The organism is Bacteroides parvus (genome assembly GCF_017309675.2).
Taxonomy (GTDB): domain Bacteria; phylum Bacteroidota; class Bacteroidia; order Bacteroidales; family Bacteroidaceae; genus Bacteroides; species Bacteroides uniformis.
The window spans coordinates 3914419-3931152 of record NZ_CP084680.1 but is presented as its reverse complement, the minus strand read 5'-3'; the positions used below and the strand labels follow the sequence as shown (position 1 = coordinate 3931152).

At 43.3% G+C, this 16734-nt stretch carries 14 protein-coding genes and 3 pseudogenes; 13 read left to right on the top strand and 4 right to left on the bottom strand.

The genetic code is table 11. The features are described 5' to 3' along the window. The first annotated feature begins 10 nt into the window (after positions 1–10). The 6 genes from JXR92_RS16225 to JXR92_RS16200 all read left to right on the top strand — a co-directional run bounded on the left by JXR92_RS16225 (position 11) and on the right by JXR92_RS16200 (position 6196). Positions 11–424 (top strand): DUF2141 domain-containing protein, encoded by a 414-nt coding sequence (locus JXR92_RS16225; RefSeq protein ID WP_117601676.1) that lies wholly within the window; start codon positions 11–13, stop codon positions 422–424. A 51-nt stretch (positions 425–475) separates the two neighbouring features. Beyond that, a complete protein-coding gene (locus JXR92_RS16220) occupies positions 476–3163 on the top strand; it encodes a transglutaminase domain-containing protein (protein WP_117964207.1) in 2688 nt (895 codons plus the stop codon). A gap of 51 nt (positions 3164–3214) precedes the next feature. Further along, entirely contained in the window at positions 3215–4012 is a 798-nt protein-coding gene (locus JXR92_RS16215) for a TrmH family RNA methyltransferase (protein ID WP_117964208.1), read from the top strand. Between the two features lie 26 nt (positions 4013–4038). Next, positions 4039–5076 carry an alcohol dehydrogenase gene (locus JXR92_RS16210; RefSeq protein ID WP_117601679.1) on the top strand — a complete coding sequence of 346 codons (1038 nt, stop codon included), beginning with the start codon at positions 4039–4041 and terminating at the stop codon, positions 5074–5076. A 218-nt stretch (positions 5077–5294) separates the two neighbouring features. Beyond that, the gene (locus JXR92_RS16205; protein WP_226791205.1) at positions 5295–5438 is read left to right on the top strand and encodes a hypothetical protein; all 144 of its coding nucleotides are present in this window, start codon (positions 5295–5297) and stop codon (positions 5436–5438) included. Positions 5439–5962: 524 nt separating this feature from the next. Further along, positions 5963–6196, top strand: a complete 234-nt coding sequence (locus tag JXR92_RS16200; RefSeq protein WP_226791203.1) for a transposase — start codon at positions 5963–5965, stop codon at positions 6194–6196. A 433-nt stretch (positions 6197–6629) separates the two neighbouring features. Here the strand turns inward: JXR92_RS16200 and JXR92_RS16195 are convergent. After that, a pseudogene (locus tag JXR92_RS16195) lies at positions 6630–6767 on the bottom strand (GGGtGRT protein); the annotation flags it as partial. Between the two features lie 20 nt (positions 6768–6787). Here JXR92_RS16195 and JXR92_RS16190 point away from each other — a divergent pair. The 4 genes and pseudogenes from JXR92_RS16190 to JXR92_RS16175 form a co-directional block, all read left to right on the top strand. After that, positions 6788–7243, top strand: a pseudogene (locus JXR92_RS16190) (transposase); the annotation flags it as partial. Positions 7244–7403: 160 nt separating this feature from the next. After that, positions 7404–7553: a phage tail protein gene (locus tag JXR92_RS17600; protein WP_117601680.1), complete on the top strand. Its 150-nt coding sequence runs from the start codon at positions 7404–7406 to the stop codon at positions 7551–7553. Between the two features lie 693 nt (positions 7554–8246). Next, positions 8247–10412 carry a hypothetical protein gene (locus tag JXR92_RS16180; RefSeq protein ID WP_117601682.1) on the top strand — a complete coding sequence of 722 codons (2166 nt, stop codon included), beginning with the start codon at positions 8247–8249 and terminating at the stop codon, positions 10410–10412. A gap of 17 nt (positions 10413–10429) precedes the next feature. Continuing rightward, a complete protein-coding gene (locus JXR92_RS16175; RefSeq protein ID WP_117601683.1) occupies positions 10430–12208 on the top strand; it encodes a S41 family peptidase in 1779 nt (592 codons plus the stop codon). A 366-nt stretch (positions 12209–12574) separates the two neighbouring features. On the opposite strand, the gene JXR92_RS16170 is transcribed toward JXR92_RS16175, so the two are convergent. Beyond that, positions 12575–12748, bottom strand: a complete 174-nt coding sequence (locus tag JXR92_RS16170) for a hypothetical protein (protein WP_165491354.1) — start codon at positions 12746–12748, stop codon at positions 12575–12577. 68 nt (positions 12749–12816) lie between these two features. Beyond that, the gene (locus JXR92_RS16165; protein WP_117601684.1) at positions 12817–13446 is read right to left on the bottom strand and encodes a transposase; all 630 of its coding nucleotides are present in this window, start codon (positions 13444–13446) and stop codon (positions 12817–12819) included. A 30-nt stretch (positions 13447–13476) separates the two neighbouring features. On the opposite strand from JXR92_RS16165, the gene JXR92_RS16160 reads away from it, so the two are divergent. The 3 genes and pseudogenes from JXR92_RS16160 (at position 13477) to JXR92_RS16150 (ending at position 15131) form a co-directional block, all read left to right on the top strand. Beyond that, entirely contained in the window at positions 13477–13626 is a 150-nt protein-coding gene (locus JXR92_RS16160; RefSeq protein ID WP_165491353.1) for a hypothetical protein, read from the top strand. Between the two features lie 174 nt (positions 13627–13800). Beyond that, the gene (locus JXR92_RS16155; RefSeq protein ID WP_117601685.1) at positions 13801–14187 is read left to right on the top strand and encodes an ISAon1 family transposase N-terminal region protein; all 387 of its coding nucleotides are present in this window, start codon (positions 13801–13803) and stop codon (positions 14185–14187) included. Then, positions 14153–15131, top strand: a pseudogene (locus tag JXR92_RS16150) (ISAon1 family transposase). Before JXR92_RS16155 ends, JXR92_RS16150 begins: the two are co-directional and overlap by 35 nt. A gap of 578 nt (positions 15132–15709) precedes the next feature. On the opposite strand, the gene JXR92_RS16145 reads toward JXR92_RS16150, so the two are convergent. After that, positions 15710–16558: a 5' nucleotidase, NT5C type gene (locus tag JXR92_RS16145; RefSeq protein ID WP_131225363.1), complete on the bottom strand. Its 849-nt coding sequence runs from the start codon at positions 16556–16558 to the stop codon at positions 15710–15712. Positions 16559–16734: the final 176 nt, after the last annotated feature.

The following is a 16734-nucleotide window of genomic DNA, read 5'->3' as shown; positions in this document are numbered from 1 at the left end:
AAGAACAAAGATGAAAGCAATGATTATTTTTTTAGTGTTTGTGTTACAAAGTGTTGCCCAGATGCTTTTTGCTCAGAACCTGACCATTGAAGTGCGTGACATTGAAAAGGTGGAGGGACATCTCTACGTCGCCCTCTATAACTCGGAAGAGGCGTTCATGAAGAAACCCTTGACCGCTTTCCGGATAGATGTAAAAGATACGTCGCTCTCCATCCCTTGCCAGGGACTTCCTGCGGGCACGTATGCCATTTCCCTTTTCCAGGATGAGAATGGAAACGGGAAGCTGGATAGCGGGGCTTTTGGCATCCCTACGGAGAAGTTTGGTTTCAGCAATGATGCCGAAGGCATGATGGGGCCTCCGTCCTATGCCAAATGTAGCTTCATTTTCTCCGGAGACATGACTTTGGTGATACATCTGAAGTAAAAATTGAAATATAATCCTTATTTTTGTGGCTCAACCTCAATAATAAGGATTATGAAACGAGTTGCACGACTTCTGGGATTTCTTGGAGTGGTATGTCTGCTGTCCTCTTGTGGCGGACGTTCTTTCATTACAGACGCTTCTTACCGCCAACGTGTGGAGCAGGACTTCAATCAAAAAAAGGAAAGGTTACCGCAGGGTGATTTGTTCGCTATTTTCGATGCGGACCTGACGCCGTATGAGCGTGAGGCACTGGAGTTTCTCTATGCCTATATGCCTTTGGCAGACATAACCGACTACCCCGGCGAATTTCATCTGATGAATGTGCGAGCCTCTCGGAAGGCGGCCGAGGAAATGCCTTGGGGAGAAACGGTGCCCGAGGAGGTGTTCCGTCATTTCGTGCTTCCGGTGCGGGTGAACAATGAGCATCTGGATAGTGCACGGGTAGTGTTTTACGAAGAACTGAAGAATCGTGTCAAGTCTCTGTCCCTTTATGATGCCATTCTGGAGGTGAACCACTGGTGCCACGAGAAGGCTATCTATACTCCCTCCGATGCCCGTACCAGTTCGCCTTTGGCAACGGTACGCACGGCATACGGGCGTTGTGGTGAGGAATCTACCTTGCTGGTTGCCGCCTTGCGTTCGGTGGGCATTCCTGCCCGTCAGGTCTACACCCCCCGGTGGGCGCATACGGACGACAATCATGCGTGGGTAGAAGCATGGGCAGACGGGAAATGGTATTTTCTTGGAGCCTGCGAACCGGAACCGGTACTCAACCTTGGCTGGTTCAATGCTCCGGCCAGTCGCGGTATGTTGATGCATACCAAGGTCTTCGGACGTTATGAAGGAGCGGAGGAAGTGATGTCCGTCACTCCTACTTATACGGAAATCAATGTAATCGGTAACTATGCAGCGACAGCCAAGTCCACCGTTACGGTAACGGATGGGCAAGGCAATCCGGTATCTGATGCCTGTGTGGAGTTCAAACTCTATAATTATGCGGAGTTCTATACTGTGGCCCGGAAACAGAGTGATGAAGAGGGAAAAGCTTCCTTGACGGCTGGCAAAGGCGACATGCTGGTATGGGCCTCCAAAGACGGAAAGTTCGGTTATGCCAAACTGTCTTTCGGCAAGGACCATGAACTGACAGTGAAGATGGACAAGACTGTCGGTGACGGCCATGCGGTAGATTTTGAACTTGTGCCGCCACCCGAAAATGCGGAGTTACCGACGGTTACGCCCGAACAGCGTGCGGCGAACGACCGCCGCATGGTTCATGAAGATTCCATCCGCAACGCTTATGTGTCTATGTTCATGACGGATGAGACAGCACGTTATTTTGCCCGGCAGTACAAGCTCGACGAAGATGCCGTTTCACGGATACTGGTCGCTTCCAGAGGAAACCACCGGGTCATTGCCGACTTCATGGCACGGTTGCGCTCTGAAAAGTCCAAAAGAGGAGGTCTGGACCTGCTCCAACGGATTTCGGCAAAAGACCTCCGCGACGTTACGCTGGAAGTTCTGATGGACCACATGCAATCCCGTATGTGCAAGAATGCCGACCATTTCCGCAGATATGTGCGCAATCCACGCGTAAGCAACGAGATGCTGACCCCCTATAAAGGCTTTTTCAAGAAAGCCGTCTCAAAGGAAGATGCTGAGGCATACAAGGCAGAACCGATGAAACTGGTGGCATGGGTGGCCCAAAATATCCGGGTAGACAATGACTGTAATCTGGGAGGGGCTCCCATTTCTCCAGAAGGGGTCTGGAAGGCCCGTGTGGCTGATGCCCATAGCCGTGACATTTTCTTCGTCTCCATGGCACGCAGCATGGCAATCCCTGCCCGTATCAACGGAGTGACCGGCAAAGTACAGTTGATAGGGGATGATGGTGTGACGGATGTGGACTTGAACCATCATCCGGAAGAGCCGGTCTTTATGGCGGAAGGAATTGCTTCGAAGGGAAAGTTAGTGGCTTCCTATAAGCCTATCCGTTCGTTGGACAACCCGAAATACTATTCTCATTTCACCCTTTCCAAACTGACTCCGCAGGGTAGTTTACAGTTGCTTTCTTATGACGAAGGCGATACGGATATGGGCGGTGGTACTACCTGGAATAGCCTGCTGAGGGAAGGAACTGCTCTGGAGGCCGGAGGTTATGTTTTGGTGACAGGTACACGCCTTGCCAGCGGTACGGTACTTTCTAAAACCACCTTTTTCAATATTCTGCCGGAGAAGACAACGGAAATTGAATTGGTGATGCGCGAGAGCGAGGATGAGGTGCAGGTTATCGGGAACTTTAATTCGGAGTCTCTCTTCACTCCGCTGCCGGACGCCGGCTCCGCAGCCCGGCAGAGTCTGCTGCAGGCTTGTGGGCGCGGTTACTTTGTCGTAGGCATTCTGGGTGTCAACCAAGAGCCAACCAATCATGCGTTGCGCGATATCGCTTCATTCAAGGCTGATTTGGAGAAGTGGGGGCGTAAGATGGTGTTGCTGTTCCCTAATGAGGCCAAAGCCGGCAAGTTCGCCCGCGAGTCATTCCCCGATTTGCCCTCTACCATTATTTATGGTATAGATACGGACGGTATCGCTGCGCAGATTGCAGAAAGCATGAAGTTGAAGCATAAAGAGAGCCTGCCGATATTCATCATAGCCGATACTTTCAATCGGGTGGTCTTTGTATCGCAAGGATATACCATCGGACTGGGAGAACAACTGATGAAGACAATAAAGGGGTTATAGGGCTTTCTGCTATGAATTGTAAATAGTAATTGTCAAATAATAAATCATCCGATGCCTATTATCGAAATATCATCTTTGACTCATCCCGGTGTGGAGATCTTCAGTACCCTTACCGAAGCCCAGTTGCGCAACCGCCTTGAGCCGGACAAAGGGCTGTTTATAGCTGAGAGTCCTAAGGTTATCAAGGTGGCTCTGGATGCCGGCTACGAGCCTTTGGCCCTTTTGTGTGAGCACAAGCACATCTATGGGGATGCTGCTGAAATCATTGAACGTTGTGGCGATATACCCGTCTACACAAGCGGTAGGGAATTGCTTGCCGAGCTGACCGGTTACGTCTTGACACGTGGTGTTCTTTGTGCCATGCGCCGTCCGGTTCCGAAGAGTATGGAGGACATCTGCCGGGGAGCCCGGCGTATTGTGGTTATTGACGGGGTGGTGGATACCACCAATATCGGGGCCATCTTCCGTTCGGCAGCAGCTCTTGGCATGGATGCCGTGCTGTTGACGCGTAATTCCTGCGACCCTCTGAACCGTCGTGCGGTCCGAGTTTCAATGGGAACGGTTTTTCTTGTGCCGTGGACGTGGATGGACGGTCCTTTGGATACGCTTGGTGAGTTGGGCTTCCGCACGGCGGCCATGGCGCTTACGGACAATTCCATTTCCATAGACAATCCCGTTTTGAAGACCGAGCCCCGGTTGGCTATTGTGATGGGTACTGAGGGAGATGGTCTTTCGCACGAAGCGATTGCGGGAGCCGACTATGTGGTTCGTATCCCCATGGCGCACGGTGTCGATTCTCTGAACGTGGCGGCTGCGGCGGCCGTTGCTTTCTGGCAACTTCGCGTTTAAAAGTGATAACTCAAAAAACATATATTATGTTGGCATATACTTATATTGAACACGGAAAGTTTGGATTGCTTGAGAAACCGATACCAGTATTGGAGGATGCACGCGATGCTATTGTGCGGGTGACATTGGGTAGCATATGCACCAGTGACTTGCATATAAAGCATGGAAGCGTACCGCGTGCTGTACCCGGAATTACGGTAGGACACGAAATGGTGGGCATCGTAGAGCAGGTGGGTGCCGACGTTGAGTCGGTAAAGCCCGGCGACCGTGTGACTGTGAATGTGGAGACTTTTTGTGGTAAATGTTTCTTTTGCCGTCGCGGATATGTGAACAACTGTACCGATCCCAATGGCGGTTGGGCTTTGGGGTGCCGTATCGATGGCGGCCAGGCGGAATATGTACGTGTGCCCTATGCCGACCAGGGGCTGAATCGTATTCCCGATACGGTAAGTGACGAGCAGGCGCTCTTGGTAGGCGATGTGTTGGCCACCGGCTTCTGGGCCGCCCGTATCTCCGAAATAACCGAGGAAGACACTGTACTCATCATCGGTGCCGGGCCGACGGGTATTTGTACCCTGCTTTGTTCCATGCTGAAGAAGCCCAGTCGCATTATTGTCTGCGAGCAGTCGGCCGAAAGAATCCGTTTTGTCCGCGAGCATTATCCGGAGGTGCTGGTCATTGGGCCGGAAAACTGCAAAGACTTTGTGAGGAAGCATAGCGACCATGGTGGGGCAGATGTCGTACTTGAAGTTGCCGGCACGGAAGATACTTTCCGCTTGGCATGGGAGTGTGCCCGTCCCAATGCCATTGTCACCATTGTGGCGCTTTATGACCAGCCTCAGTTATTGCCCTTGCCGGAGATGTATGGTAAGAATCTTGTCTTCAAGACCGGTGGTGTGGATGGGTGCGATTGTGCCGAGATACTGCGCCTGATAGCGGCGGGACAGATAGATACCACACCACTTATCACACATCGTTTCCCATTAGAGGAAATTGATGAAGCCTACCGTATTTTTGAGAATAGGCTGGAGGGGGTGATAAAGGTGGCGATTGTGGGTAGATAGAAAAAAAGGCTGTCTCAAAATGAGTTTGAGATGGCCTTTTTTGTGTCTGCAAAAAAATCGGACAAGCCCTAACTTCTCTCAGCCAGAACTTGCCCGTGTCCCTAATTTTTCGTATCTTAGGGAATCAAGTCAAGATATCCCAAGGATAATGTTTAAAAGTTACACCTCCAACGATAATCTGCTTTTGCCTCCATATTTAGGCGATTTTATTCCCCAAAATGATCCAGTTCGGGTTCGTCTGGGGCTCCGTCACCAAACAGGAACTGCGTGATTCCGCTCCGGTCACATATCAGGATATCACCCCGAAGAAAGTGGAAAAGGCACTCGTGCAGATAGATGATACCCTGAACGGGGGATGCTGACAGGAAAATGAAAGCAAAGGTAAGACGTCTAAGGAAGTCATGGCCTGAACAATTCAAAAAATATGAATCATAGGGAAAAATACTTGATGGACGTGACAGCTACTCAAAGACAGACAATGACGCCACTTTCATGCGCATGAAAGAGGAGCATATGAGGAACGGACAATTCAACTCCGGATATAATTCCCAGATCAGTACCAATAACCAGTTCATTTTGGGCTATAACTCTCCATCAGTGTGTGGGTGATACTTCCACCTATCCTCTCCCTTTATGGCAGATATCTTGACGTATCTGTCTGTGATGCCGGATACGGAAGTGAAGAGAACTATCTGTATGCTTTCAGACATGGCATTGCATGCTTCGTAAAGTACAATTATTTTCATAAAGAACAGAAAAGTAACTTCAGAAACAATCCGTTTCTGAAGTTACTTTTATTATAATGAAGAAACCGACGGCATGTATTGTCCGATGGGACAGAGAATGGAAAGACTCTCCGATGCAAGGTGGATAACAGGCAACGGTTTTGTGTAGACCAAGATACAGGGTATCTAACTGTAAGGGCTGCCCGTTAAGATGCCGGTGTCACAGAAGCCGCTCGGAAAGGATAGTACAGGTGAATCACCGTCTGAGAAAAATCAAGGAAATAGAACGTGAAAAGTTCATATCGCCGGAAGGCCTTAAATATCGCAATCAGCGACTGCAGGATGTGGAAGCCGTATTTGGAAACCTCAAGAACAACAAGCAGTTTGATAATTGATAATTGAATTAATCTGATACGAAGTTAACCATATTGCAGAAGGGAAACTAATGTAAACTAAATGTTCTTGAATTTGAAGGTAGAGGTGTAAAGTAAATAAAGTTGTATGATTGAAGTAATTTCATTACATGCCATTAATAATATAAGATAGGAGGTGTTTAATATGATTTTGATATGAGTTGATACAATAGTGACTTATGAATGTTTTACTTTGTTGTGACGGTATAGATACCCCGTCACAAGTATGTCACAGAATTAGCGATAATGTGGCAATTTATAGAGTATAATATAGGGCATCGTCACAATTGATAAGGTGATGATGCTAAAGGATGATGGGTATAGGTGAGTAGAGCAAGGATAGCGTGGAAGTCTGTTAAAACAAGAAGAGCCTTCCCTAAGGAGAGATCTTTGTCGTAATCTGTGTATCAGATGATTATCTACTTAAAGCCTGAGCTACGTCAACTGCACAAGCCACTGTACATCCTACTATCGGGTTGTTACCAATGCCGAGGAATCCTATCATTTCTAGGTGAGCAGGAACTGATGAAGAACCAGCGAACTGAGCGTCGGCACTATAAAATATTTTGTGTAAATGTAATCGGATGCTTTACGGTTTATAAAAGTTCTAAGGATTACCCCGAGAAACTTAGAAAACTCATCATTGAGAATCCTGAAGACGGTACACGATACATCTTCCTGACGAACAATCTTGACGCATCTGCGGAGTTAGTATCATCGCTTTATCGAAACAGATGGAGTGTTGAACTATTCTTCAAATGGATAAAACAACACCTGAGGATTAAGAAGTTTTGGGAAACATCAGAAAACGCAGTATTCATACAAATCTATTGTGAGATAATTACTTACTGCTTAGTAGCAATAGTACAACACGATATGAAATTAGAACGCAGCGCCTATGAAGTTCTCCAAATTCTCGGAATCTCTCTAACTGACAAAACACATCTTAGTGACTTGTTCGACAAATCGAATTTCAAAAATGCCAAAGACCAATATGATTCAAGTGAACCGAATTTATTTAATTTTTAACCTTGTCCATTTTTAGTGGACAGTAGTGACATATTATAAATCAATACTAAAATATAGATTTATATGTATAAAGAAAGTTCCCTAATATTTCTGCCCTCATTTAATTTAGTGACGAAAACCACCCACAGTGTTGAATTGTTTTTGAGAAAGGAGGTATAATATGGCATGGAATGATTTGGCGTCAAATGAATGTCCTACAAAAGCTGATATAGAAGACGTATTTGCCCGATTTGTATCAGGTATGATTATAGCCTTTAAAGGTAGTTCTATACCAAATGGATGGGCATTATGTGATGGGTCACTAATTTAATTGGAAAGTTTATATGCGGTGGAAGTACATTTAATGTTGGTGATACTGGCGGTAATGATACTGTAACTATACTTTGGTTTATATAATGAAATTGTGATATAAGATAGTATAAGTTGAATATAGATAAATAAAAACCGCATCTAAGTTTGAATTTGGGTGCGGTTTTTATTTTGTGTTATTAGTGCATTAAAGTATATAATTGGGAACTTATATTATCCCAACCCTTTATACAATTTAGTCATCATCCGGTTATATTGGCTGAAGGATTTTGTGGAGGGTATCCCATAGCAGGCTGTTTTTATCACGCCAGCATAACCGGAAGCCTGACATATCCCTTACCTTTGTTTAGCCATGATAACATATCCCCAATAATAAATCCAATCTCTCGTCTGGTCAGTGATGATAGGATGGGAGTTTTTTGTATGATTTTTGAGGATATCATTTGTATGTCTCGTCTGAATATCCTAATTTTCAGACATAGTTGACAACTTTCCCACCTTCTTTTGCTTTTATTGTCTAAAATTATATATCTTTGCATTATTGAATTACTAAAATATGAGTGCTACAGAAATTATACTGAATATCTGTCACAGGCTGGTTGAAAGAAGAACAGCCGGTGCCGTGCCGATTTATCATTTATTATCCGTTGTAATGATATTGTTTTTTTTATGTTTTTAATAGATTTTTTTAATTATGCGCACATCTTATTATTTTGGGGGCATGGTCGGATTTGTACTTATGTCCTTGATGGGTTTACTGGGATGCAGTGACGATGACGAAAGTAAAGTAGTTACTTCAATCCCTCCCTCAATAAATCTCGAGGTCAGTGATGTAACCAGAACTACCGCATCCTTTTCCATTTCGTCAAGCGATGCAACGGATTATGCCTATGTAATATTACCTGATGCAGAAAAAATAGCAGATGCAAAGACGCTCTTCAAAGAGGGCACAGCAGGTATATTTGAAAAGGATTCCCAAACGGCCAAAATTACTCTTACTGATTTAACAGGCGACTCTAACTATATGCTTTATGCAGCTGTCAGAACCATTAATCCTTTCGTTTATAGTGAAATTCTTTCTCAGCCCATAGATACCCATAAACCATATAGTGGCATGATTTCGTTGGAAAGCGTAGGAACCACTTCATTTTCCTATCATATCATGAAGCCAGAAGGTGCTGCTAAATACAAACATGTCTGTCTTTCTAAATCAGATTTTGATTATATCATCAACTTAGTAGGTGGTACTCCCACTTCCTACGTTAATGCTTTTGGGACAGAAGCCACTGAAGATAAAACTTACTTATTTGATACTACATTTCTTGATGCTTCGGGATTCCGCCAAGATATTTATTCAGATATGGAGTTTATCGTGATTGCCGGTGAACTCAACGAAGAAGGAACGGTTGATGAAAAGGCTGTAAAGACTCTGGTCTTTAAAACAAAAAAAGCGGGGAAGGCTCCTTACAACATAGAAGTCATGGTCAAGAACATAACTTCTATGACAGCAGATATTAATATTATACCAGAAGCTGGTATCGAACGTTTCCGATATCATGTAAATACAAAAGCCGAATTTGACTATATGTCATTTGAAGGCGAAGCTTCTGTACGCCGTATGATTATAGGACCTTGGAGTGAAACAAGCAACGAAGGCATAGGATCCATCGTGGTCAATGCAAAGGGATTAAAGCCGAATACTGATTATCAGGTAGGAATTGTAGGATTTGATAAAGACAACCGTGAAAAATTACTGCTGTATGATTTTAGAACCGGTGAGCCTATAGGTCCGCTGCCGGAACTGAGCGCAACGCCGGAATCGGTAGAAACACCCTGGAACAAGGCTGCTTTCCGCATCAAGACTACTCATACCGTTTCCATGGTAGCTGGAATCTTCCCGAGAGGATCTATTAATGAAGTACTTAGCCGTCCGGGTAATGAATCTTTGACTGCTGGCGATGTCATAGCCAATAATGGTTCATCGTTGACGCCAGAACAAGTAGCGGCAGCTATGACAGCAGAAGGTTTACTGCTCGAAAGCAGTGACAATTTGTCGCAAAATACCGAATATGAATTTGGCATCTATGCCGCCAATGAAGAAGGCGTAGGTGTTTCTGTAGTACACGACTTTACAACAGCCACATTGCCTCAGTATGATGGTAATGGAGTCCGGGCTAAACTTCCTGGGAAATATACTGCTACTACTAAAGATGTTACGGGCCAGAATGTAACCTTCCCTGTTGTTATAGCCACAGGGGTAAACGAAACTACCGAAAAGGCATATCATGATAAGAATCGTCTGGTTGTATTAGGATTTGCTCCGAGTGGTGTAGAGTATGCCTCTCCGGAAACTTTGTTAGCCAACGGATGGGCATCATCTCAAGACGAAGCTGATGCCAATTATGGTCCCAAATGGTTTATCGAATTTAATAAAGGCAATGCCATTTCAACAAGTGCTCCTGTAAATGGTGAACTGGATTATGCTATGGCAAAGTTCAACGGGCACGAAATATATTTTCATGGATTTGCTAAACGTCCTAACAGTGATCAATTCACTGATATGACCCTAAGTTTTCCGATAGAAGTAAGCGATGACCTTACCATAACTATCAAGAAAGCTGTTGATAATTCGTTTGAATATTATCCTGGTGTTCTGGCAGGTTCAAGCCAATGGTGGGGTGATATGACTTTTGCAGCCTCAGATGAAATCATCTTAACACGTGATACTAATCAAGGAGCTGTAATGCCTACCACAAAAACTGTAGATCACATTATGGTGCCGCAGCACGTTGTATTGACATTAGATAATATTTCTATGGCAGATAAACGTAGAATGGCCGTAGAACAAAGATATAAATAACTAAAAATAGATTAGTCATGAAAAAGATATTTAACAGGGTGCTGATAGTTATGCTCATGCTAACTTTTACTATGACATCATGCAGTGACGATGATGAATTGATTCAAGGCACAGGAGTCTCAGAGGCTTTATGGGAAAATGAAAATGAAGCCATTATAGAAGGGGAAACTATAGATTTTGAATTTATGGCAGAGGCTGAATGGACAGCCAGTAGTTCTGCTGAATGGTGCGTTGTGAAGACTCCGTCGGGTGTAGCGGGAGAATCTTTACTGCGATTAACTATAGAAAAAAACGAAGAAACGGCAGCCCGTGTAGCGACCATAACCCTTCAAGTATCAGGTTTTGCTAATTCTGTTTCATTTAACGTCAAACAAAAAGAGGGCTCCATAGAACAAGGTGATGGAAAGTACCGTACTGTTAATGAATGGGTAGCCGCTTATATGAAGCAGAATTATTTGTGGAATCGTCCGATTGATAATCTGTTCTTAGACTACAGTATCAACTACGATCAATTCTTCCAAAGTATATTAGACGGGGTATCTGACCAAGATGAGATCAACCACGATGATGGTTTTTGGGAAGGTAAAAAACGTATGTATTATTATTCTACCTTAAAAAGCGATGCTCCTACCACCCGGGTAGTAGGCCAAGAGCAATATGGTTCAGGTGTATATTTGCTCCAAGCCACTCGTCTTGGTGCAGACTTTATCGGATATGCCGTTATGGCGGTTACTCCAGGTACTCCGGCAGATCAGATAGGTTTAGTACGCGGAGACTTTATTACTGAAGTAGACGGTACAGCTGTTACTGATGCTAATTATAAAGCGTTGGGAGAACTTATATATAATGGTAATGTGAGCGTTACTGTGAATCGTGTAAAATGGGAGGACAATGGGTCTACGCCCATACTCATGCCGAAAGGCACTTTGCAGTTGGGCTCAGCAACCTTTATAGATCCGGCTATCTATCAGCATAAGGTAGTAGAAATGGAAGGTACCGGTAAAAAAGTAGGTTATTTACTCTATATGGGATTCAATATAAACTTTGATGAAGATTTGATGGCCGCCTTTGAATATTTCCGCCAGCAGCATGTCACTGATTTAATCCTTGACTTACGTTATAATAATGGTGGTGATGTGCTTTCTAGTGCTATGATGGGTACCCTAATTGTCGGTGCTGATTATAAAGGTCAGGTATATGCACATACTCAATTTAACGAAGACCGTACCAATGCAGGGGAAGGAGGAGATTATAAAATTGGTGTCAAGGAAACTGTAGAACGCGTTTATGAACCGTTGGAAATAGCACTTCAACATGCTGTGGGACTAAAAACTGTCTATGTTTTGACTAGTCAGACAACGGCTTCTGCCAGTGAAATGGTAATCAATGGTCTCCGTGGATTAGGTTTAGAAGTTAATCTTATCGGTCAAAGAACGAATGGAAAGAATGTAGGTATGGAAGGTGTGGTACGTAGTTTCTATAACTATGACTTTTATCTATACCCTGTCAGCTTCTACATTAAAAATGCTAAAGGTTTTGGAGATTATGCATCAGGATTTGTTCCCGATGTTGAAATTGATGATTCTGCCATTTACCCGGGTGAATTTGGTACGATGGAAGACCAGTTAGGCTACATTGCTTTGACGTGGATAAAAAATGGAGAGAAGCCGCAACTTCAAACTCGTTCTTCTTATAATGGAACAGTTCACTCAATGAATGTCTTCGGTGATCTGTGGGATAACAGACCCATCCAACCAATGGGCGGAGCTATCATACGACGCTATACAGAAAAATAATCAGATGTATTAATCAATAAAAGGTGTGTTATGTTGTCATTGTGACACACCTTTTGGGGTTTATTTCTGATCAGTTTCTTTGCCGCTACCAGCCGTTACGTTACAATTGTTACAATTAAAAACGGGACATGTACCTTTGTGGTATGTGTCCCGTTTGGCTGTTATGTGGTGTGGTAAGGGAATTGCTTCTTTTTCTCAAGGTTTCGGTTTTTGCTCAGATCTTTGTTCGGGTTGAATCATTTCGCACGGCCAGGAAGGGTAGATATTGGCATGGGGTTCGTTTATATTTTCTTTGGATGGTAATTGAATAACCTCGGTATTGTAGAACCAAAAGCCATTGAAATTTTCTCCATAAATTCTATTTTTTCAAATACCTAAATATCCACGGCATTCCTTGAATATGACCTCTATGCCCCAACGTCTTTCATACAGTTCAAAGGCCCTGACGGAGTGCATGGAGGTGTCTGTTGTGAGTAGCACTTTCCGATGGGTGCTTCGTCCGTATTTGATGATGAAGATGCGTACGGGTTCTTCGTCCATCTTTACATGAAGCTGAATGTATTTGCACTTGTACTTTCTGCAATAGCAGAAAGCAGTGCGTTCATACCTTAAATCAATTCATGGATGTTCTGGGGACGTTTGGACTTATTTGTCTGATAACGCAACTTAGGATTCATCGTGGCTAAACCGATATAGTGTATCGCGCCGCCACATAACTCACGTACAGTATGAATGTACGATTCGCATGTAAACCAACTGTCAGCAAGCACATACTTGGAGTTAATGCCATGTTTAACTGAATGACGAAGCATTCGCTTGGCCATTTCGAGCTTGCTCTCATTACATTCCACCTTGCGTGCATAGTCCGGATTTTTTATGTTCCGCTTTTCCTTGAACTGCTCCTTCCGCTGCTTTAGAGTCAAACCGGAATTCTTATTCTTCCCTTTTTCCCGATGAAGGGAAAAGTCTATGGGATAGCAGCTTTTTCCGTCAGAGAGGGCGAGCGTTAGGCATTTTATTCCATAAATGAAACTGTGGGTGACATGGCCGAACACCTTGCTGACAGCTTCGATTCGGACACCGCTCTTTTGAAAGGCCGTATCATCAAGGATGGCACAAGTGTCATTTTCGTCAGTATCTACCTGATGCTCCTGAAAGATGGTATGGAAGCGCAGGGTGATTTTGGTAAGGAATATCCGCCAGTCGATGCGAGCGTTCAATAGCGTGCGGTATAACATGTTCTTGGAAACAGTGCAAAGTCCCTGAAAATGATTGGAGGTTGCACTGGCAATCGTTTTTCCTCACAAGCGCACGATGACGAACGTGATGAAGAGGGAAGTCAAAGTATAGCCTTGAACCTTTTCAAACTTGAGATTACGAACGATTTTACCGATGCTCCACGCCTGCATGATGACTAAAAGTTGTTCTTGGGCTTGTCTTTTAACGGATAAAACAAAGCCTTGGTAAGTTCGTTCAAATTAGCTATTTCTGCATCTATAACAGTATTCTTATTTCCCATTGTAAATCAGGGCTCAGTAGATTTTTAGTGGGGATTATTTTTTATACTCATGAAGTATTGCTTACTTCGCATTATGAAAAACGATTATTTGAACATGCTAGCCAGCCTCGTGTTGCCGGCTCAGATATTAGATTACTTTTTCATCTCTGGAGTCGAACAAACCTCTCAAGAGATTCATATCAGTCTGGATGAAAAGATGAATCCCAAGTTAAGCAATGACGTACATTTTGAGTCCAAAGGTTTTATGGAAGCTGTGAATGTGACGGACTTTCCTATGCGGGACCATAAGGTAATCCTCAAGATCAGATGTCGGCGTTGGACGGACTTGCGCACAGGTAAAAGTTTCAGCATTCCCATCTACCTCGGCGTTGTGGCCAAGGGAACCAGATACTCCAAAGAATTTGGGGCTTTTTTAAAAGAAACGTATGGAGACATCCCCAGTGACCTGCCGTACGCTTGAGGAATTCTATCATATAGATGGTCATACATTCGAAAAACAGTACAAGGAGGCCCTCAGCGGATATCGTAATTGGGAACAGTTATCTCATGCCGATGAATAGATGCTGTTTCCTGAGAATATGGGACCGCGTCTGGCAATTGACGAAACATCGCTCTCAAACGGTGAACTTTACACCTTTGTGACAAATCGCGATGCCTGTACAAGGGAGTGTTCTCTTGTAGCAGTTGTGGCAGGTACCAAATCAGAGGATGTAATAGCTTTGCTTCAGCGAATTGACGAAGAAAGTCGTTATGCCGTTAAAGAAGTGACACTTGACCTTTCAGACTTCATGCGCAAGATTGTACGGACTGCATTTCCTAAATCCAGCCGTGTTATAGACCGTTTTCACATTCAGAAATTAGCTTATGATGCCGTGCAGGAATTACGCATCAAATACCGTTGGGATGCCATACAGCAGGTCAATGAGGAAATGGAGGAAGCTAAACAGAAGAACGAAGATTATGTCCCATACCAATATTCCAATGGTGATACTCGTAGGGAATTGCTTATACGCTCGCGGTATTTACTTTTCAAATCAGCTGATAAATGGACAGAGAGGCAGAAACAAAGGGCGGCAATACTATTCGAAGAATACCCTGACATTAAAAAGGCGTATGGTTTGTGCCATTCCTTGAGAATGGTATTCTCAAAGAATACCATAAAGGATGCTGCACGTCTAGCTATGGCAGGGTGGTATAGTAAAGTGGAAGAAGCAGGGATACATTCCTTTAACGTCATTGCTGCTACTTTTTATGAACACTATGAATTTCTACAACCATCGCTCTTCAAATGCAATGGCAGACTCTTTCAATGCTAAAATTAAACTATTCAGAGCAAACCTAAGAGGCATAGCTGACAAAAGGTTCTTCCTTTTCCGCATTGCTAAACTATATGCGTATCCCTAAAAATCTACTGAGCCTAAATCAGTTGATTGGATACCTCTAATTTGCGAAGAAAATTTGAATTACTGTTACTTCCCACCCCTCTTTATTGGGGTGGGAAACTTTAGGCATAGTTTTAGAATTTGTATCAAAGGGCGGTCTGGGTTGGTGTTTCTCCGTGAAATAAACTGTTTCATATTAACTGACCGCCCTTATGTATTGTACATATCCATCAGTTTTTCATCTCAATATATGGATACAATGTGTTTGAGTAGTATTTCACGCCCGTTCTGCCAGTGATGGTCGGATGAGTATTTGCTTATCTCATTCGGTTGCCTTATCTTTACAGATATTGTAAGGTAATTAGATTGAAGACAGCTTGAAGAGCCTCATTGTCTGTGAAGATAGCGTTTCATAAGCTTTATACTCGGGTCAGGCTTTCTTTCTCACTCTACAAAAAATAAAAGTCTTCCGGAATGCAGTGAACACTATTGATAAGAGATGTAACCATAGCCATTATACACCATTATTCGGAAGGCTTGGATGAATAGAATAGAAACCATGTGGGAAATGTTCAGTTATCTTAAGGCTCTTATTTTTTGTTACAATAAATACTTTGCTACAGACTTCCAATTTGGAAACTGTTCAGAACCGAATAATATAAGCTTGCCTTTAAAATTAGCAGCACCATTCTTCTTCCTATCATCTATTAAGTAATCACCTGCATTTAAGTTTTTATGATGCGACAAGATTAAACGCTTATAGCATACTTCACCCAAATAACGTTTTACCCATTCCAATTTATCAGACCATGCACTTGGGTTGTCCCATGGAGCTGTTGATAATATGTAAATGTCATATTTGTTCTTTAAACAATTTATAGCATCTATTGCCCCTTCATTGGGTTGCATTTTGGAAAATATATTAGGGACTCTATCATAGCACCCCGCGTATTGTTTTTTTAGCTTCTCACTTAAAGCGTCTATGCCAGATTGGAAGTTTACCAACACATTATCCATGTCTACATATAGAACTTTCTTATTTGAGCACTGTTCGAGGTAGTCCAATGCTTTTTTATATGTTTCCATTTTCCAATGTGGCTTACCATCCAAACGGGACAAATCCATATTGTCTTTCAAATCTTGTATTTTGACTTTTACGGCAAGTGGATTGGTTGCTACACGTTGGATGAATGTTTGGTAGTCCTCATCTTCTATTTGGGTCAGACACTTTAAAGCAGCCAACACTTCATTACTAAACCCTTGTGCTTTTAATTCTTCCAATGTCATAGAGGTATCTTCTACCACATCGTGTAACAATGCCACAATCTTTTCATCTTCTGTTTGGCAATGTAATGCCACCCTTGTAGGGTGAAGTTTGTAAGGAGTGCCAGCTTTGTCTGTCTGACCCCAATGAGCCTTGTAAGCAATATCTAAAGCCTTATTCAACATATTATTTTAGTTATAAATATTCATCGGGTAGTGGTGCACGTGGAATGGAAAATGTGCCTTCGTCCAAAAAGCCACCAGCCATTTCAATATAGTCATATATAATGTTGACAATATGTTCCAACTTACCATACGAAAACATAATCTTCTTTTTTTAAATTGATGGTCTATATAATTTA

Excerpts from the sequence above, each read along its gene's own strand:
- JXR92_RS16225 (WP_117601676.1), top strand. The coding sequence starts at position 11 with ATGAAAGCAATGATTATTTTTTTAGTGTTTGTGTTACAAAGTGTTGCC.
- JXR92_RS16220 (WP_117964207.1), top strand. The coding sequence starts at position 476 with ATGAAACGAGTTGCACGACTTCTGGGATTTCTTGGAGTGGTATGTCTG.
- JXR92_RS16215 (WP_117964208.1), top strand. The coding sequence starts at position 3,215 with ATGCCTATTATCGAAATATCATCTTTGACTCATCCCGGTGTGGAGATC.
- JXR92_RS16210 (WP_117601679.1), top strand. The coding sequence starts at position 4,039 with ATGTTGGCATATACTTATATTGAACACGGAAAGTTTGGATTGCTTGAG.
- JXR92_RS16205 (WP_226791205.1), top strand. The coding sequence starts at position 5,295 with ATGATCCAGTTCGGGTTCGTCTGGGGCTCCGTCACCAAACAGGAACTG.
- JXR92_RS17600 (WP_117601680.1), top strand. The coding sequence starts at position 7,404 with ATGGCATGGAATGATTTGGCGTCAAATGAATGTCCTACAAAAGCTGAT.
- JXR92_RS16180 (WP_117601682.1), top strand. The coding sequence starts at position 8,247 with ATGCGCACATCTTATTATTTTGGGGGCATGGTCGGATTTGTACTTATG.
- JXR92_RS16175 (WP_117601683.1), top strand. The coding sequence starts at position 10,430 with ATGAAAAAGATATTTAACAGGGTGCTGATAGTTATGCTCATGCTAACT.
- JXR92_RS16170 (WP_165491354.1), bottom strand. The coding sequence starts at position 12,748 with ATGGACGAAGAACCCGTACGCATCTTCATCATCAAATACGGACGAAGC.
- JXR92_RS16165 (WP_117601684.1), bottom strand. The coding sequence starts at position 13,446 with ATGTTATACCGCACGCTATTGAACGCTCGCATCGACTGGCGGATATTC.
- JXR92_RS16160 (WP_165491353.1), top strand. The coding sequence starts at position 13,477 with ATGATTGGAGGTTGCACTGGCAATCGTTTTTCCTCACAAGCGCACGAT.
- JXR92_RS16155 (WP_117601685.1), top strand. The coding sequence starts at position 13,801 with ATGAAAAACGATTATTTGAACATGCTAGCCAGCCTCGTGTTGCCGGCT.
- JXR92_RS16145 (WP_131225363.1), bottom strand. The coding sequence starts at position 16,558 with ATGTTGAATAAGGCTTTAGATATTGCTTACAAGGCTCATTGGGGTCAG.